At 72.5% G+C, this 16636-nt stretch carries 19 protein-coding genes; 14 read left to right on the forward strand and 5 right to left on the reverse strand.

Annotated features, from left to right (window positions below; translation table 11 throughout):
• Positions 1 to 30 precede the first annotated feature (30 nt).
• Entirely contained in the window at positions 31 to 204 is a 174-nt protein-coding gene (locus ACFW2Y_RS27450) for a hypothetical protein (protein ID WP_369143732.1), read from the reverse strand.
• A 253-nt stretch (positions 205 to 457) separates the two neighbouring features.
• Here ACFW2Y_RS27450 and ACFW2Y_RS27455 point away from each other — a divergent pair, with 253 nt between their 5' ends.
• From ACFW2Y_RS27455 to ACFW2Y_RS27470, 4 genes are all read left to right on the forward strand, one after another.
• Positions 458 to 1789 (forward strand): NYN domain-containing protein, encoded by a 1332-nt coding sequence (locus tag ACFW2Y_RS27455; RefSeq protein WP_384884582.1) that lies wholly within the window; start codon positions 458 to 460, stop codon positions 1787 to 1789.
• Positions 1790 to 1809: 20 nt separating this feature from the next.
• A complete protein-coding gene (locus tag ACFW2Y_RS27460) occupies positions 1810 to 2781 on the forward strand; it encodes an ABC transporter ATP-binding protein (protein WP_384884609.1) in 972 nt (323 codons plus the stop codon).
• Between the two features lie 175 nt (positions 2782 to 2956).
• A complete protein-coding gene (locus tag ACFW2Y_RS27465; RefSeq protein ID WP_384884583.1) occupies positions 2957 to 3784 on the forward strand; it encodes an ABC transporter permease in 828 nt (275 codons plus the stop codon).
• Between the two features lie 34 nt (positions 3785 to 3818).
• Positions 3819 to 4454 (forward strand): DUF2567 domain-containing protein, encoded by a 636-nt coding sequence (locus tag ACFW2Y_RS27470; protein WP_384884584.1) that lies wholly within the window; start codon positions 3819 to 3821, stop codon positions 4452 to 4454.
• A gap of 33 nt (positions 4455 to 4487) precedes the next feature.
• Here the strand turns inward: ACFW2Y_RS27470 and ybaK are convergent, their stop codons facing one another.
• The 4 genes from ybaK to ACFW2Y_RS27490 all read right to left on the reverse strand — a co-directional run bounded on the left by ybaK (position 4488) and on the right by ACFW2Y_RS27490 (position 8648).
• Positions 4488 to 4985 (reverse strand): Cys-tRNA(Pro) deacylase, encoded by a 498-nt coding sequence (ybaK, locus tag ACFW2Y_RS27475; RefSeq protein ID WP_384884586.1) that lies wholly within the window; start codon positions 4983 to 4985, stop codon positions 4488 to 4490.
• 39 nt (positions 4986 to 5024) lie between these two features.
• On the reverse strand, positions 5025 to 5762 hold the full coding sequence (locus tag ACFW2Y_RS27480; RefSeq protein ID WP_384884588.1) for an LON peptidase substrate-binding domain-containing protein: 738 nt from the start codon (positions 5760 to 5762) through the stop codon (positions 5025 to 5027).
• Between the two features lie 11 nt (positions 5763 to 5773).
• Positions 5774 to 6814 (reverse strand): hypothetical protein, encoded by a 1041-nt coding sequence (locus ACFW2Y_RS27485; protein ID WP_384884590.1) that lies wholly within the window; start codon positions 6812 to 6814, stop codon positions 5774 to 5776.
• 220 nt (positions 6815 to 7034) lie between these two features.
• Positions 7035 to 8648, reverse strand: coding sequence for an oxidoreductase (locus ACFW2Y_RS27490; protein WP_384884592.1), 1614 nt, complete (start codon positions 8646 to 8648; stop codon positions 7035 to 7037).
• A gap of 194 nt (positions 8649 to 8842) precedes the next feature.
• On the opposite strand from ACFW2Y_RS27490, the gene hisD reads away from it, so the two are divergent.
• From hisD to ACFW2Y_RS27540, 10 genes are all read left to right on the forward strand, one after another.
• The gene (gene hisD / locus ACFW2Y_RS27495; RefSeq protein WP_384884594.1) at positions 8843 to 10186 is read left to right on the forward strand and encodes a histidinol dehydrogenase; all 1344 of its coding nucleotides are present in this window, start codon (positions 8843 to 8845) and stop codon (positions 10184 to 10186) included.
• On the forward strand, positions 10183 to 11304 hold the full coding sequence (locus ACFW2Y_RS27500) for a histidinol-phosphate transaminase (RefSeq protein ID WP_384884596.1): 1122 nt from the start codon (positions 10183 to 10185) through the stop codon (positions 11302 to 11304). Before hisD ends, ACFW2Y_RS27500 begins: the two co-directional genes overlap by 4 nt.
• Positions 11301 to 11894 (forward strand): imidazoleglycerol-phosphate dehydratase HisB, encoded by a 594-nt coding sequence (gene hisB / locus ACFW2Y_RS27505; protein ID WP_030492957.1) that lies wholly within the window; start codon positions 11301 to 11303, stop codon positions 11892 to 11894. The genes ACFW2Y_RS27500 and hisB overlap by 4 nt, the downstream gene beginning before the upstream one ends.
• 2 nt (positions 11895 to 11896) lie before the next feature.
• Positions 11897 to 12061, forward strand: a complete 165-nt coding sequence (locus ACFW2Y_RS27510; protein WP_384884597.1) for a hypothetical protein — start codon at positions 11897 to 11899, stop codon at positions 12059 to 12061.
• A complete protein-coding gene (gene hisH / locus ACFW2Y_RS27515; protein ID WP_384884599.1) occupies positions 12058 to 12705 on the forward strand; it encodes an imidazole glycerol phosphate synthase subunit HisH in 648 nt (215 codons plus the stop codon). The genes ACFW2Y_RS27510 and hisH overlap by 4 nt, the downstream gene beginning before the upstream one ends.
• 2 nt (positions 12706 to 12707) lie before the next feature.
• Positions 12708 to 13445, forward strand: a complete 738-nt coding sequence (priA, locus tag ACFW2Y_RS27520) for a bifunctional 1-(5-phosphoribosyl)-5-((5-phosphoribosylamino)methylideneamino)imidazole-4-carboxamide isomerase/phosphoribosylanthranilate isomerase PriA (protein ID WP_384884600.1) — start codon at positions 12708 to 12710, stop codon at positions 13443 to 13445.
• Positions 13442 to 13840 (forward strand): RidA family protein, encoded by a 399-nt coding sequence (locus ACFW2Y_RS27525; RefSeq protein WP_384884602.1) that lies wholly within the window; start codon positions 13442 to 13444, stop codon positions 13838 to 13840. The genes priA and ACFW2Y_RS27525 overlap by 4 nt, the downstream gene beginning before the upstream one ends.
• Positions 13837 to 14592 carry an imidazole glycerol phosphate synthase subunit HisF gene (hisF, locus tag ACFW2Y_RS27530; RefSeq protein ID WP_384884604.1) on the forward strand — a complete coding sequence of 252 codons (756 nt, stop codon included), beginning with the start codon at positions 13837 to 13839 and terminating at the stop codon, positions 14590 to 14592. The genes ACFW2Y_RS27525 and hisF overlap by 4 nt, the downstream gene beginning before the upstream one ends.
• 110 nt (positions 14593 to 14702) lie before the next feature.
• The gene (locus ACFW2Y_RS27535) at positions 14703 to 15293 is read left to right on the forward strand and encodes an ArsR/SmtB family transcription factor (RefSeq protein WP_384884606.1); all 591 of its coding nucleotides are present in this window, start codon (positions 14703 to 14705) and stop codon (positions 15291 to 15293) included.
• Positions 15293 to 16546: an MFS transporter gene (locus ACFW2Y_RS27540; protein WP_384884607.1), complete on the forward strand. Its 1254-nt coding sequence runs from the start codon at positions 15293 to 15295 to the stop codon at positions 16544 to 16546. Before ACFW2Y_RS27535 ends, ACFW2Y_RS27540 begins: the two co-directional genes overlap by 1 nt.
• Positions 16547 to 16636: the final 90 nt, after the last annotated feature.

Raw genomic sequence — 16636 nt, forward strand, 5'->3', positions numbered from 1 at the left:
GGCGCGGCCCTTTGCCGTTCGGGCCGGGTGTCAGTTGTGGCCGAAGCGCTTCTGACGCCCCTTGCGGGCCATGTCGCCCGGTGTCACCTGGCTGGCGCGCTGCTCGGCCTGCGACTCCATCGACGACTGCTGTGCCTGCTGGGCGCCGCGCTCGGCCGGCGACTGCTGCTTCTGGCTGCGGTTCTGGTTGCGGTTCTTGGCCATGGGGATTGCCTCCTCAAAGGGGCCTGGGGGCCAGGGTCGCTGTCAGACTCACATATGGTTATCAAAGCCGCATTTTGGATCATTACGGAGTGTCAGGGAGGGCGGGGCGCGACATCCGCCACGCCGATGATCCAGTTCCGACCGTCAAGCTCCCGGCCGTCGGGCAGACTCGAAGTGAACCCGAAGCGCCTTCCGATCCCGATCCCGATCCCCCGATCGGATCCCGATCCGACCCCGAGGCTCCCGAAAGAGGGTGGAACACGTGGACCGCTGTGTCGTCCTGGTGGACGCCGGCTACCTGCTGGGCGCCGCCGCCAGCCTCCTCGCCGGGGAACCGGCCCGCTCCAGGATCACCGTCGACCATGCCGGACTGATCCAGCAGCTGCGTCAGCGCGCCGAGGCCGAGACCGCACTGCCCCTCCTGCGGATCTACTGGTTCGACGGAGCGCCCGACCGGGTGCCCCAGCCCGAGCACCGCAGGCTGCGCGTGATGCCCCGGGTCACCGTCCGGCTCGGGGCCCTGACCAGGAGCGACGGCCGATGGGCCCAGAAGGGCGTCGACGCCGCCATGCACACCGAGCTGACCGAGCTCGCCCGGAACGGGGCCTGCTCCGACATCGTGCTCGTCACCGGTGACGGCGACCTGTTGCCCGGCCTCATGTCGGCCAAGGAGCACGGTGTCGCCGTCCACCTCTGGGCGGTCCAGGCCGCCGACGGCGACTACAACCAGTCCGAGGACCTGGTCGCCGAAGCCGATGAGCGACGGGTGCTCGACCGGGCCTGGATCACCCGCGCCGTCCGGTCCAAGGACCTCACCGGCAGCTGTGCGCCGCCCCCCGCCCCCCGGCCCGAGATCGCCGCCATCCTCTCCGCGCCCCTGCCCGAATCGGCTCTCGCCGCCTCTGCCGAACGGGCAGCGGAAGCGGCTGCCGCGGCGGCGCGCAACGGGGCGTCGACTCCTGGCCCGGGCGACCACGGGCGACTCCGCCCCGACGGGCACGCCACGGGCGGCGAGCGGGTCGGCGACGAGGCCGCCCCCACCCCCGCGACGCCCGGCAGGGGCGTCCCCACCCCGAAGGACCTGGCGGGGTTGCGGGGACCTGCCTCCCTGGGGTCTGCGACCACCCCCTTCGCGCAGGGCGCGAGCGCACTCCGCTGGTCTTCCGACCGGGGGTGGATCGAGCGTCCGACGCCTTCCCTCGGGGAACCGGCCGAGACCGCCTCCCTGCCCACCCTCGCGGCACTCACCAGTGCGGAGCAGCGCTGGGCCGACCGCGAGGAGGACATCACCACCGTCGGCGGTGACCCCTTCGAGGTCGGACAGGTGTTCGCGCGACGTTGGATGGAGCGCCTCCCCGAGCAGAACCACGTCCAGAAGCTGTCCACCCTCTACCCTCGCATCCCGCACCGCATCGACGGCGAACTCCTCCGCTACGCGGCCCGGTTCGGTCTCCTCGCGCACAAGGACGACCAGATCGACGAGCACGACCGGTATGCGATCCGGGCGGGATTCTGGCGTGAGATCGACGTCCGGACCGCCGCCGAACACGCCCCCGCGCCCGGAGCAGGCCCGGCGACCCCGTAGGCTCTTACACCGTGAGTACGGTGTGCGTGGTGCGGGATCTGGTCAAGACGTACCCCGCCACGCGCGGCAGGCGCGGTGCGCCCGCGACCCCCGAGGTGCGTGCCACCGACGGGGTCGGCCTCGACGTGCGCGGCGGCGAGATCTTCGGCCTGCTCGGACCCAACGGAGCCGGCAAGTCCACCCTCGTCCGGCAACTCACCGGGCTCATGCGCCCCGACTCCGGCAGCGTCGAACTCCTCGGCCACGACCTCGTGCGTCATCCCGAACGGGCCTCCCGACTCCTCGCCTACCTGGGCCAGGAGTCCACCGCCCTCGATGAGCTGACCGTCTCCCTCGCCGCCGAGACCACCGGCCGGCTCCGCGGTCTCGGTGCCCACGACGCCCGCACCGAGCGCGATGCCGTCCTGGAGGAGCTCGGCCTCGGCGGGATCGCCGGTCGCCCCCTCAAGAAGCTCTCGGGCGGACAGCGGCGGCTCGCCTGCTTCGCCGCCGCGCTCGTTGGTCGACGTCCGGTCCTCGTCCTCGACGAGCCCACCACCGGCATGGACCCGGTCGCCCGCCGTGCCGTCTGGGCAGCCGTCGACCGGCGACGGGCCGAGGAGGGCACCACGGTCCTGCTGGTCACCCACAACGTCATCGAGGCAGAGACCGTCCTGGACCGGGTTGCCGTCCTCGACCGCGGCCGGGTCATCGCCTGTGACACCCCCGCCGGGCTCAAGGCGCGCGTCGCGGGCGAAGTGAGGGTCGAGCTGGTCTGGCGCGACGCGCCGCCGCTCCACCTGCCCGAGGTCGCCGCACTGCACGGACTGGCCCAGGAGGCAGGACGTCGCTGGCGCCTCCGGCTCGACCACGACGCCGCCCGGGCGGCCGTCGCCGCGGTCACCGGCGGGGCGGCGTTCGCCGCCCTCGACGACTTCACCCTGGCCACGCCGAGCCTGGAGGACGTCTACCTCGCACTGGGCGGGGCGACGGAGGGTCTGGTGAAGGCATGATCCCTGATCCTTCACGTGCGCCCGCCGGACCTCCGTCCGTGCCCGCCGGGCCCGCGGCCCCGGCCCTCCGCCCCGCCCGGGTCGTCCCTCCCCCGATGCCCCCCATGAACGCGGTCCCCCTCCTCGCCCACGTGGCACCCCGCGTTCCGCGCGTGACCGTCAGGAGCTGTACGCAGTGAGCACCCTGCCCGCCGAGACCCTGTCGGCCGGTGCGCCTCCGGCCCGGCCCCGGGGGGGAGGGGACGGCGCAGCCCCCCTCGCCCCGCGCGCCCGGCTGTTGCCCGCCCTGGCCGCCGTCTACCGCGCCCAGCTCTCCCGAGCCCGCGTCGCCCGCATTCCGTTGCTCTTCGTCGCCACCTTCCAGTCGATCGGGATCATGGTCCTGATGCGCGGGGTCGTGGACGGCGGTTCCGAGGCGCGTGCCGTCGTGGCCGGCTCCACCGTCCTCGTCGTCGCCTTCGTCGCGCTCAACCTGCTCGCCCAGTACTTCGGGCAGCTGCGCGCCGGCGGAGGCCTCGACCACTACGCCACCCTGCCCGTGCCGCCCGCCGCCGTGGTGCTCGGTGCTGCCGGGGCGTACGCCTCCTTCACCGTGCCGGGCACGGCCGTCACTGCCGTCGCGGGCTCCGTGTTGTTCGGGCTGCCCCTCGACCACCTGTGGATCCTCGCCGCCGTCGTCCCGCTCGCCGGAGCGGCGCTCGCCGGACTCGGGGCGGCCCTCGGGCTCCTCGCACCCCGCCAGGAGCTGGCCACCCTCCTCGGTCAGCTCGGCATGTCGGCGGCCCTGCTCCTCGGGGTCCTTCCGGCCGAGGGACTGCCGGGGCCGATCGGCTGGGCGCGGAACCTGCTGCCGTCGACGTACGGGGTCGAGGCCCTGGCCCGGACCTTCGACCCGCACCCGGACTGGGCGGCCGTCATGGCCGACCTCTCCGTGTGCGGGGCCGTCGGAGTGCTCTCGCTCGCCGTCGCCACCTGGGCGTACCGTCGGGCCGCCGTCCGCTGAGGCGGGCCACAGGGACACCTGGCACGATGGCGGGGTGACCGCACCTCTGACTCCGCCTCACCAGCCGCACGACTCCGTCTGGCCCCCGCCGCCGCCGACGCCCCCCGGCTCGGCCGGAGACCCGATCACGGCGGCCGAGGTCGTGCGGGGCGCCGTGGTGACGCTCGTCTCCGCGGTCGCGGGGGTGCTCCTCGGGGTGCTGTGGCTGAACCTGGCCCCGCGCGTGCTGCTCATCTCGGACGGCAAGGGGGTCTACCTGAGGAACTCCGAGGGGGAGTCGGCGGTCGGTGCCGACGGCACCTTCGTCCTCCTCGCACTGGCCTTCGGCGCGGTCGCCGCGCTCGTGGTCTTCCTGCTTCGCCGGAAGGGCGGGGTCCCGCTGGTGCTGGGCCTGGCGCTGGGCGGCGTCCTCGGTTCACTGCTCGCTTGGGGGATCGGCACTTCCTTCGGCCCGACCGATGACGTGGTGGCCCACGCCAAGGCGGTCGGTCCGAACGTCGTCTTCGACGCACCGCTCGAACTGAACCTGGGGGCCGCCGGAATGCTGGCCTGGCCGCTCGCCGCGATGGTCGTCCACCTCGGGTTGACCGCCGCTTTCGGCCCCCGTGATCCGGAACCGGAGCCCTGGAACCAGCCGAAGCCGTACGCCCAGGGCCCGGGCCCGAGCTGACGGAACCCGCGTCCGCCGCAGCCGCGTCGTGCTTCAGGCGCGGCCGATCGGCGCCAGGACCGCCGAGGTGAGCGCCGCCAGGTCCGCGGGGGAGAGCTCCACCTCCAGGCCGCGGCGGCCCGCCGAGATGCAGATCGACGCGTGCTCCGAGGCCGAGGCGTCGAGGACCGTGCGGAGCCGCTTGCGCTGACCCAGCGGGGAGATGCCGCCCCGGACGTACCCCGTGGTGCGTTCCGCCGCCGCCGGGTCGGCCATCGCCGCCCGCTTCCCGCCGACCGCCGAGGCGAGTGCCTTGAGGTCCAGCTGGCCCGCCACCGGGACGACCGCGACCGTCAGCTCCCCGTCGACGTCCGCCACCAGCGTCTTGAAGACCCGGTCGGGGGAGACCCCGAGGGCCTCCGCCGCCTCCTCCCCGTACGAGGGGGAGGCCGGGTCGTGCTCGTACGCGTGCAGGGTGAACGGCGTGCCGGCCGCCGTCAGGGCCACCGTTGCCGGAGTCCCTCCGCTGTTCTTCTTCTGCTTCTTGGCCACGCGCTTCTTCCTCGGCTGGGTCCGTCCGGCGGGGCCGGCTCAGTTCGGGTACGTCGGGGTCTGCGTCAGGTCCACCACCGGTAGCGACGGCAGGTGGCGCAACACGGCCGTTTCCGCACGCAGCAGGGCCAGCTCCTCGCGCAGCCGGGTCGCCGTGTCCGGCGCCTGGAGCAGTCGCTGCTTGGACGGGTTGTCGAGCACCGCTGCCGCTGCGACCAGGTACGACACCACGGAGGGGTCGTCCGGCAGTTCGCTCGTCGTCAGCGAGCGCTCCCGTGCTCCGGCGAGGCGCTTCTGGTAGTTGCGGAAGGCCCGGAGCACCCCTTCGGCGAGGGAACCGGCTTCCTCGCCCTGCACCTCGGGGACCTCCTCGACCTCGGCGGTCAGGAAGGGGCCGCTCGCATCGACGGACAGCAGCTTCACCCGGGTCGTACCGGTGGCCATCACTTCGAAGCTGCCGTCGGCACGCTCCCGGATGGAGGCCGCGTCGGCGATGCAGCCGACCCGGTGGAAGGACTGCAGGGGGTCGGGGCCGAAGCCCGCCGCCGGGCCCTTCTCCGGGAGGGACGTCTGGTCCGGCATGCCGGGGGCGGTCGGCGCGACTTCACGGCCGTCGCGAATGGCGACGACGGCGAAGCGGCGCGGTTCCGAGTCGTCGATCGTGAGCAGTTCGCGCATCATGGCGCGATAACGCTCCTCGAAGACGTTCAGCGGCAGCACGAGGCCCGGGAACAGCACCGCATTGAGCGGGAAGAGGGGCAGGCGAGCGGTGGTCACAGCGGCCAAGCCTAATGGCCGCGGGGCCCGCTCCGTCCGGTCCGTTCGTCACGGGGGTTCCAGAGCGGGGTCCGGCGGGCCACTTCGTCCCGCACCCGATCCCGCGCGGCCAGGAAACGGTGCAGCGGATCCTTCCCCGAGGAACCCGGCACGAAGGCCCAGGGGAAGGAGGTCGCGCACGGGCCGATCCGCCCGAACTCCGCCCATGCCTCGTCCCACCGGGCGCGCTCGATCAGCACCCACGCGAGCAGGTTGCGGATCTCTGCCGGCCAGAGGTCGCCCGGCGGGAAGGCGGCGGACAGCGCCAGGCCGCGGTCCGCCGCCGCGTCGACCCGGGTGTCCGGCACGGAGCCCTCCGGTCCCGGAGGCGCGCGGAGCCCGTCGTGGGCCGCACGGACCGGTAGTGCCCGCACGAGCGAGCGGGGAGCGGCGTCGTCGGCCGCCTGTTCGGCGAAGTCGAAGGCAGCCGAGTGTGAGCCGTACCACTGAGCGGAGAGGTACTTCAGTGCCGAGACATGGCAACCGTAGTGATGCGGGACGCGAAGCACGGCTTGTTCCCACAGCGACTCGAAGACGGCGTGCCCAGCGTGCGCCCCCCGCGCGTGGTCCAGTGCGAGTCGCCACGGCACCGGGTCGTGCGGCGCCTGAGCGGCGACCTCATGGACCAGCGGGGCGAGCTCGCGCAGCCGCTCGGCCCGTGCCGGGGATCCCCAGGCCCTGCGGACGGAGAGCTGGGCCGTGACGAGATGGGCGTCGGGATCGCGGGGTGCTGCCGCCAGCCATCCGGTCAGCCAGTCACCCCGGTGATGGGCGAAGGCGGCCAGGCGAACGACATAGCGGTCGCGGTCCTCCCAGGCGGCGGCGTCCCGGGTGGTGGCGAGCAGTTTCGCCGCGGGTTCCGGGTCACCGAGGGCGGCGGCGACCAGGGCGGGGGCGAGCCTGTCATCCGGGGGGTCGAGCAGCACGTCGCCGTCCGGCACGAGCCCCGCGGCGAGTCGCGGTGCGTGCCGGGCTGAGCGGACGGTGCCGACCAGGGCGCGGAGCAAGGGCATGATGGGGCGCATTCTCTCCCGGCCGCCCTTGCTGCGGCAGCCGCATCACCGGGTCGCGACAGCTTCCTCACCCCGCTGCGACAAACCCGAGCACGTCCCGTCCCGACGGCGTCGGGGGGTGCGCCCCGTCCCGACGGCCTCCGGGGTGCGCCCCGTCGCCGTTCTTCGCAGCCCCCGGCCCCCCGGCCCCCGGCCCCCGGCGGCCCCGGCGGTACGGCCCTCAGCCTCGTCTCAGCAGTCGGGTCGCGCCCGCCGCCACCGTCGTCGCGAGGATCCAGCCGAGCAAGGTCAGTGCCGTCGCCGCCCACTGCCACCAGCCCTCCAGCCGCCAGGAACCGTCCTGTCCGAGATTGATCACGGGCAGCAGCAGGTCGAGGGCGTACAGCGTGGCGTTCCACTCGGGGGCCTCGTCCTCCTTGAGCGGTATCGGACGGTAGTGGGTGAAGGCCACCGTGCCCGCCGCCCACAGCACGGCCATCCACAAGGTCGCCCGTCCCGGGCGGTAGCCGTACGCCACGGTCCAGTCCTGGAGGTAGCCCCAGAGCTTCCCCGCGATGGGAAGGGTCTCCCGTCTGCGTCGTTGTTTGGCGAGCAGCACCTCGCGGGCGTCGGCGTCCTCCCCGCTGTTCCGCAGGACCGCCGCGAGCCGCTCGTACGGCTCGGGCGCGTACTCCGGGGTGGCCGCCGCCACCCATTCCAGGCGCCGCGACAGGGGGAAGTGCCCGTACGGCACGAGGTTTTCGTAGACGAAGCCGCCCATGGCGAGACCGCCGGGCCCCGGCCAGCTGGTCGCCAGGTCGATCAGGGTGACGACCTTGGCGCCGTTGAGCACCACCCGGCCCTCCTGCGGGCGCTCCCCGTTGAACCGCAGTTCCGGGGTGACGATCCGGCGCAGCGACAACTCCTCCCGGCGGGCACCGTCCAAGAGGAACCGGGCGTGGTTCAGGTCCACCGCGTCACCGAACCGGCCGTCGTCGAGGCGCACCCCGCCGTGGAACTCCACCGGTTTGCGCCGGGCTCCCTGCGCGGGCGCCGTCCCGTAGGGCGGGGTGGCCATCGGCCCGCTCGTGCTTCCCGCCGGCCCCGGTCCTCCGTACACCCAGGCCGCGTTCAGATAGAGCGAGCGCTCCACCGTCAGCTGGGGGGCGTTCAGCGCGCGACGGCCCTGCATCCCGCGCAGCACGCTGCCCCGCAGGCTGAGCGAGACCCCGACCTTCGCCCCGCGCAGGCTCAGCTCCCCGTGGCTCTCGATCAGCTCGGCCTGGAGGTCCTGGGCGACCACCATGCCGTCCGCCGTGATGGCCCGCCCCCGCCGGTCCGGCCACACCTGGATCTGGTTGATCAGCAGGTCCGTGCCGATCTGTGCGTCCGTCAACCGAATGCCCCGGCGCACCCGGCAGCGCGGCAGGTGCAGATCCCCCTCGGTGTGCAGCCGGGCCGCCTCCAGGCGGGGCAGGGCGCACGCGACCATCCGCAGGGTGCCGAACCGGGCTTCGGGCAGCACGACTTCGCCGTCGAACCGGCAGCCGCTCAGCTCCACATAGGGCCCTATCGTCCCGCCCGCCAGGTTCAACACGCCGGTGATCCTGACCCCGCGCAGCTTCAGCGCGGCCACTCGCCCGGAGCGGGCCGGCGGCCCCGCGAGCAGCAGCAGTGCCACCACGTCGGCTCGGACGCTCCGCTCCTCCCCCCATTGCCGTGCCCCGAAAGGGTCGTCCCATTCCGCGATCCCCTCGGTCAGATCACAGGCCCTGCCGATCCGGTACGCCCTCCACACGGCCCGCTCCGGGCCCGTGAGGCCGTCCGGCATCCCGTCCTCGTGCGGCTCGGTCACTGCCGCCCCCCTCGCTTTCCACGATCCGCTCCCACGGCTCCGCTCCCGGGGCCCGTGGATTCGTACAGCCGTTCTTCCCGCTGAGTGACGGGCTGAACGCTAACGGTCAGGTGTGGCGACAAGACGCCACTGTGGCGCGTATCAGCCAGTGATACGGGCGTCCGACGCCGTGGGCCGTCTGAGAGAATTGACCCGTGATCTCTCGAATCGATCTGCGCGGCGAGGCCCTCCCCGAGGGTTCTTCCCTGCGCGACCTGCTGCCCCGTGCCGAGTTCGACGTGGAAGCCGCCCTGGAGAAGGTGCGGCCGATCTGCGAGGACGTCCGGCATCATGGCGCGGCGGCAGTGATCGACTACGGGGAGAAATTCGACGGCGTCCGCGTCCCGAGCCTGCGGGTGCCCGGCGAGGCGATCGCCCGCGCCCTCGACGAGCTCGACCCGGCTGTCCGGGCCGCCCTCGAAGAGTCCGTCCGGCGGGCCCGCCTCGTCCACCGCGAGCAGCGCCGAAGCGCCCACACCACCCAGGTGGTGCCCGGCGGCACGGTCACCGAGAAGTGGATCCCGGTCGAGCGCGTCGGTCTGTACGTGCCGGGCGGCCGCTCGGTCTACCCGTCCTCCGTCGTGATGAACGTCGTCCCGGCGCAGGAGGCCGGCGTCGAGGGCGTGGCCGTCGCCTCGCCCCCGCAGAAGGAGTTCGGCGGACTGCCGCACCCGACGATCCTGGCCGCCTGTGCCCTGCTCGGCGTCGACGAGGTCTACGCCGCCGGCGGCGCCCAGGCCATCGCCATGTTCGCGTACGGCACCGGGGGCACCGCCGATGAGCCCGGCTGTGCTCCCGTCAACCTGGTCACCGGCCCCGGCAACATCTACGTGGCCGCCGCCAAGCGCCTCCTCAAGGGGCGCATCGGCATCGACGCCGAGGCCGGTCCGACGGAGATCGCGATCCTCGCGGACGCCACCGCCGACCCCGTGCACGTGGCCGCCGACCTCATCAGCCAGGCCGAGCACGACCCGATGGCCGCCTCCGTCCTCGTCACCGATTCCGAAGAGCTGGCCACCGCCACCGAGGCCGAGCTGAAGACCCAGGTCGCCGCCTCCAAGCACGTCGACGACCGGATCGTCCCGGCCCTCGCCGGCCGTCAGTCCGCGATCGTCCTCGTCCGCGACCTCGCCGACGGCCTCAAGGTCGTCGACGCGTACGGTGCCGAGCACCTGGAGGTCCAGACCGTCGACGCCGCCGTCGTCGCCGACCGCGTCCGCAACGCAGGCGCGATCTTCGTCGGTCCCTGGGCGCCCGTATCGCTCGGCGACTACTGCGCCGGCTCCAACCACGTCCTGCCCACCGGCGGCTGCGCCTGTCACTCCTCGGGCCTCTCCGTGCAGTCCTTCCTGCGCGGGGTGCACATCGTGGACTACACCCGCGACGCGCTCGCCGACGTCGCCCACCACGTCGTCACCCTGGCCGAGGCCGAGGACCTCCCGGCCCACGGCGCCGCGATCAAGGCAAGGTTCGGATGGAAGGTTCCCGAGAGCAAGTGACCTCGTACGACACCGTCCGCATCGACGACCTGCCCGTCCGCGACGAGCTGCGCGGCAAGTCCCCCTACGGTGCCCCCCAGCTCGACGTGCCCGTCCAGCTGAACACCAACGAGAACCCCTACCCGCTGCCCGAGCCCCTGGTGGCCCGGATCGCGGAGCGGGTCGCCGAGGCCGCCCGCCACCTCAACCGCTACCCCGACCGGGACGCGGTCGAGCTCCGCACCGGACTCGCCGCCTACCTCACCCGGACCGCCGGGCACCGCGTCGGCATCGAGAACGTCTGGGCCGCCAACGGCTCCAACGAAGTCCTCCAGCAACTGCTGCAGACCTTCGGCGGTCCCGGCCGCACCGCGATCGGCTTCGAGCCCTCGTACTCGATGCACGCCCTGATCGCCCGCGGCACCGGGACCGGTTGGGTCTCCGGGCCGCGCAACGAGGACTTCACCATCGACGTCGAGGCGGCCGTCCGGGCCATCGCGGAGAACGCGCCGGACGTCGTCTTCGTCACCTCGCCCAACAACCCCACCGGCACCGCGGTCGAGGCCGAGACCGTGCTGGCCCTCCACGAAGCGGCCCAGGCCGCCAAGCCGTCCCTGGTCGTGGTCGACGAGGCGTACGTGGAGTTCAGCCACCACGACTCGCTGCTGCCCCTCATCGAGGGCCGCCCGCACCTGGTGATCTCCCGGACCATGTCCAAGGCCTTCGGCGCCGCCGGACTGCGCCTCGGTTACCTCGCCGCCCACCCCGCCGTCGTCGACGCGGTGCAGCTGGTCCGGCTGCCGTACCACCTCTCGGCCGTCACCCAGGCCACCGCGCTCGCCGCGCTGGAGCACACCGACACCCTCCTCGGGTACGTCGAGCAGCTCAAGGCCGAGCGCGACCGGATCGTCACCGAGCTGCGGGCGATCGGCTACGAGGTCACCGAATCCGACGCCAACTTCGTGCAGTTCGGGCGGTTCCCCGACGCCCACGCGGCGTGGCGGTCGATCCTCGACCGGGGCGTCCTGGTCCGGGACAACGGCGTACCGGGATGGCTGCGGGTCACCGCAGGCACCCCCGAAGAGAACGACGCGTTCCTGGACGCGGTCCGTGAACTGAAGAAGGAGCAGGAGCGATGAGCCGCGTAGGCCGCGTTGAGCGCACCACCAAGGAGACCTCCGTCGTCGTCGAGATCGACCTCGACGGCACCGGAAAGGTCGACGTGTCGACCGGGGTCGGTTTCTACGACCACATGCTCGACCAGCTCGGCCGGCACGGTCTGTTCGACCTGACCGTGAAGACCGACGGCGACCTGCACATCGACTCGCACCACACCATCGAGGACACCGCCCTCGCACTCGGTGCCGCCTTCAAGCAGGCCCTCGGCGACAAGGTCGGCATCTACCGCTTCGGGAACTGCACGGTCCCGCTGGACGAGTCCCTCGCCCAGGTCACCGTGGACCTCTCGGGTCGTCCCTACCTGGTGCACACCGAGCCCGAGAACATGGCGCCGATGATCGGCTCGTACGACACCACGATGACCCGGCACATCCTGGAGTCCTTCGTGGCCCAGGCGCAGATCGCGCTGCACGTCCACGTGCCGTACGGCCGCAACGCCCACCACATCGTGGAGTGCCAGTTCAAGGCGCTCGCCCGTGCCCTGCGCTACGCCTCCGAGCGTGACCCGCGCGCCGCCGGGATCCTCCCCTCGACGAAGGGCGCACTCTAGTCGTGAACGGCCTCTCCACCATCCTCATCGTCGTCGGGCTCTTCCTGCTCGGCGGCATCTACTCCTTCGTCAAGCAGCAGATGCCCAAGGGGCTCATCGTGCTGCTGTCCATCGGCGCCGCGATGTGCCTCGCCGCCGGCACACTGCGTTTGGACGTGTGGTCATGAGCACGGTTCCTCCGAAGAAGGTCGTCGTCTTCGACTACGGCTTCGGCAACGTCCGGTCCGCCGAGCGCGCGCTCGCCCGGGTCGGTGCCGAGGTCGAGATCACCCGCGACTACGACCGGGCCATGAACGCCGACGGGCTCCTCGTCCCCGGCGTCGGAGCCTTCTCCGCCTGCATGCAGGGCCTCAAGGAGGCCCGCGGCGACTGGATCGTCGGCCGTCGGCTCTCCGGGGGCCGCCCGGTCATGGGCATCTGCGTGGGCATGCAGATCCTCTTCGCCCAGGGCATCGAGCACGGCGTGGAGACCGAGGGCCTCGACGAGTGGCCCGGTACGGTCGGGCCGTTGAACGCCCCCGTCGTCCCCCACATGGGTTGGAACACCGTCGACGCCCCGGCTGACAGCCAGCTGTTCGCGGGGCTCGACGCCGACGCCCGGTACTACTTCGTGCACTCCTACGCGGTGCGCGAGTGGACCCTGGAGGTCGGCAACCCCAACATGCGCGCTCCCAAGGTCGCCTGGGCCACCCACGGCGAGCCGTTCGTCGCGGCGGTCGAGAACGGTGCCCTGTGGGCCACCCAGTTCCACCCCGAGAAGTCCGGCGACGCCGGCGCTCAGCTCCTCACCAACTGGATCGGAACCCTGTGACTGTGTCGACTGGAAGCGTCCTCGAACTCCTCCCCGCCGTCGACGTCCGCGACGGCCAGGCCGTCCGTCTCGTGCACGGCGAGTCCGGCACCGAGACCTCCTACGGTTCCCCGCTGGAGGCGGCCCTCGCCTGGCAGCGCTCCGGTGCCGAGTGGCTCCACCTGGTCGACCTCGACGCAGCCTTCGGCACCGGCGACAACCGTGCGCTGGTCGCCGAGGTGACCCGCGCCATGGACATCAAGGTCGAGCTCTCCGGCGGCATCCGCGACGACGCCTCGCTCGCCGCCGCCCTCGCCACCGGCTGCACCCGCGTCAACCTCGGCACCGCCGCGCTGGAGACCCCCGAGTGGGTGGCCAAGGTCATCGCCGAGCACGGCGACAAGATCGCCGTTGGCCTCGACGTGCGCGGCACCACGCTGCGCGGTCGCGGCTGGACCCGTGACGGCGGCGACCTGTACGAGACGCTGGCCCGCCTCGACTCCGAGGGCTGCGCCCGGTACGTGGTCACCGACATCGCCAAGGACGGCACCCTCCAGGGCCCCAACCTGGAGCTCCTGAAGAACGTCTGCGCGGCCACCGACAAGCCCGTCGTCGCCTCCGGCGGCGTGTCCTCCCTGGACGACCTGCGGGCCCTGTCCGGGCTGGTCCCGCTCGGCGTCGAGGGCGCGATCGTGGGCAAGGCGCTGTACGCCGAGGCCTTCACCCTCGAAGAGGCGCTCGCGGCGGTGACCTCCGCATGACCGATTCCCTGCGCAAGGTCGTCACCGGTGCCCCGTGGGAGGAGCAGTTCGGCTACTCCCGTGCGGTCGAGCTCCCGAACGGGACCGTCCTCGTCGCCGGCTGCACCTCGGTGGTCGACGGTCAGATCGCCGACGGCGGTCCCTACGACCAGGCCGTCAACTCCTTCAACGTGGCCTTCAGCGCCCTGAAGCAACTGGGCATGGGCGCCGAGCACGTGGTCCGGACCCGGATGTACATCACCCACGCCCGGGACGTGGAGGAGGTGGGCCGTGCCCACAAGGAACTGTTCGACGCCGTCCGTCCGGCCGCGTCGATGATCATCGTCTCCGGCTTCGTCGACCCCCGCCTGGTCGTCGAGGTCGAGGTCGAGGCCTACCGGGGGGAGGACGCATGAGCCTGGCGGTACGTGTGATCCCCTGCCTGGACGTGGACAACGGCCGGGTCGTCAAGGGCGTCAACTTCCAGAACCTGCGGGACGCCGGCGACCCCGTCGAGATGGCCAAGCTGTACGACGCCGAGGGCGCCGACGAACTGACCTTCCTCGACATCACCGCCTCCTCCGGCAACCGGGAGACCACCTACGACGTGGTGCGCCGCACCGCCGAGCAGGTCTTCATCCCGCTCACGGTCGGCGGCGGCGTCCGCTCGGCCGAGGACGTCGACAAGCTGCTGCGGGCCGGCGCGGACAAGGTCGGCGTCAACACCGCGGCCATCGCGCGCCCCGAGCTGATCCAGGAGATCGCGGAGCGCTTCGGCCGCCAGGTCCTCGTGCTCTCCGTGGACGCGCGCCGCACCGAGTCGGGCTCCTTCGAGGTGACGACGCACGGGGGCCGCAAGGGCACCGGCATCGACGCCGTGGAATGGGCGCACCGGGCCGCCGAGCTGGGGGCGGGGGAGATCCTGCTCAACTCGATGGACGCCGACGGCACCAAGGACGGGTACGACACCGAGATGATCGCGGCCGTGCGCAAGCACGTCACGGTCCCCGTGATCGCCTCCGGCGGCGCCGGCAAGCTCGCGGACTTCCCACCGGCCGTGGCCGCGGGCGCGGACGCGGTGCTCGCGGCCTCCGTCTTCCACTTCGGCGAACTGCGGATCCCGCAGGTCAAGGACGTGCTGCGGGAGGCGGGCCACCCGGTCCGCTGATTCCCCGCACGGAAGGGCCCCTTCGGGGGCCCTTCCTCTTGGAGAGATGCAAAAGATTATTTGTGCAATTTCTCTTGTGCAGTTTTTCCTTCGCATCTAGGGTCAGCGTCATGACCTCGTCGGAGAACCGTCGCATCAGTGATCTCGGCACCCTCAGGGCCATCGCGCACCCGCTGCGGATGCGCCTCTACCGCGCCCTCTTCGTGGCCCGCACCGCCACCGCCTCCCAGCTCGCCGAGCAGGTCGACGAAGCCGTGTCCCTCGTCAGCTACCACCTGCGCAAGCTCGCCGAGCACGGCCTCATCGAGGAGGCCGAGGCCCAGTCCTCGGACGGCCGGGAACGCTGGTGGCAGCCCAGCTCGTACGGTGTCGAGATGAGGGATGAGGACGTCCGCGGCACCCCTGAACTGCTCGCCGCGAGTGATGCCTTCAGTCGCGTCGTCGAGCAGCAGCGCACCGAATTCCACCGCCGCTTCATGGACGAGCGGTTGACCTGGTCCGAGGAGTGGCGATCGGCCGCCATCAGTTCCGAATGGCTGCCGCGGCTGACCTCCGAGGAACTCGCCGCCCTTGGCAAGGAACTGGCTGCCGTCTGCGATAAGTACGACCGCAGGGCCCGCGCCGCCGAGGCCGCCGGCGACACCGAGGGCCGCGAGAACGTCGCCGTCCACCTGCACGGCTTCCCCTACCGGGGGGTCTGATGCCCGCGCTCGCGACCCCCGCCCGCACCACGGCGGCCCCCGCCCACCAAAACCCCCAGGTCCTGCGCTGGCTCGGCGCCTACACCGCTTCCACGGTCGGCGACAGCATCTACTACCTCGCCCTCTCCTGGGCTGCCGTCACCAGTGGCACCCCCGCCCAGGCAGGGCTCGTCATGGCCGTCTCCGCGGGGCCCCGCGCCCTGCTCATGCTGTTCGGGGGAGTGCTCGCCGACCGGCTCGGCCCGCGCCGGGTCGTCATCGCCTCCGACGCCGTCCGCTGCCTCGTCACCCTCGGTCTCGCCGCGGCCCTCCTCCTGGCCTCGCCCGGACTGTGGGCCCTCGCCGCCGTCGCCCTCGTCTTCGGCGTCGTCGACGCCCTCTTCCTGCCGGCCGTCGGCGCCCTGCCGCCCCGGATCGCGGAGCGCGACCAGCTCGCCCGCGTCCAGGGCATGCGCGGCATCGCCTACCGCCTCGGAGCGGTCCTCGGCTCCCCGCTGGGCGGCCTCGCCGTCGCCCTCGGCGGCTCCGCCGCCGCCTTCGGCGTCGCCGGGGTGCTGTTCGCCCTCTCCCTGCCGCTGCTCTGCGGGCTCAAGCTCCGTCCGCTCGCCGCCAACGACGAGGACCCCGGAGCACCCGGGGAACGCACCGCCCTGCACGACCTGGTCGCCGGACTGCGCTACCTCCGCGGCCACCCGGTGCTCGGCCCGCTGGTGATCGTCATCCTCCTCGGTGACCTCGGCTTCGTCGGCCCGCTCAACGTCGGCCTCGCGGTCCTCTCCGAGCAGCGGGGCTGGGGCGCCTCCGGCATCGGCTGGGTCCTCGCCGGCTTCGGCACGGGCGCGGCCGGCGCCTCCCTGCTGATCACCACCAAGGGCCGGATCCCCCGGGCCGGCACCGTCCTCGGCTGGACCGTGATCCTCGGGGCCGTGTTGCTCGGAGCCCTCGCCTTCGTCCCGCTGCTGCCCGTCGTCGTCCTCGTCGCCCTCTTCTTCGGCCTGCTCGCCGGACTCTCCGGCACCCTGTGCGGAGCCCTCGTGCAGACCGACTGCGACCCCGCCTACCTCGGCCGGGTGAGCGCCGTCGCCAGCCTCGGCAGCCTCGGCATCGCCCCGCTGAGCTTCCCGCTCACCGGCGCTGCCATCGGCATCTGGGGCCCCGCCCCGGTGTTCGTCGTCAGCGCCGCGGTCTGCGCGCTCTCCGGGGCGTACGCCCTGTCCGTCCGTCCGCTGCGCCGTGCCGAACTGCCCGGCTAGTGTCCTGCGCCGGGAATTCGATCAAGATATGAGGCCAGGCGTTCGAGGATCTCGTCGGCGCTCTTCGTCCAGGCGAAGGGTCGGGGGTTC

This window comes from Streptomyces sp. NPDC058877, from assembly GCF_042742855.1.
GTDB lineage: Bacteria > Actinomycetota > Actinomycetes > Streptomycetales > Streptomycetaceae > Streptomyces.

Bases quoted from the DNA above. Each gene is read 5' to 3' on its own strand.
- ACFW2Y_RS27450 (WP_369143732.1), bottom strand. From the start codon at position 204: ATGGCCAAGAACCGCAACCAGAACCGCAGCCAGAAGCAGCAGTCGCCG.
- ACFW2Y_RS27485 (WP_384884590.1), bottom strand. From the start codon at position 6,814: ATGCCCTTGCTCCGCGCCCTGGTCGGCACCGTCCGCTCAGCCCGGCAC.
- hisB (WP_030492957.1), top strand. From the start codon at position 11,301: ATGAGCCGCGTAGGCCGCGTTGAGCGCACCACCAAGGAGACCTCCGTC.
- hisH (WP_384884599.1), top strand. From the start codon at position 12,058: ATGAGCACGGTTCCTCCGAAGAAGGTCGTCGTCTTCGACTACGGCTTC.
- ACFW2Y_RS27525 (WP_384884602.1), top strand. From the start codon at position 13,442: ATGACCGATTCCCTGCGCAAGGTCGTCACCGGTGCCCCGTGGGAGGAG.
- hisF (WP_384884604.1), top strand. From the start codon at position 13,837: ATGAGCCTGGCGGTACGTGTGATCCCCTGCCTGGACGTGGACAACGGC.
- ACFW2Y_RS27535 (WP_384884606.1), top strand. From the start codon at position 14,703: ATGACCTCGTCGGAGAACCGTCGCATCAGTGATCTCGGCACCCTCAGG.
- ACFW2Y_RS27540 (WP_384884607.1), top strand. From the start codon at position 15,293: ATGCCCGCGCTCGCGACCCCCGCCCGCACCACGGCGGCCCCCGCCCAC.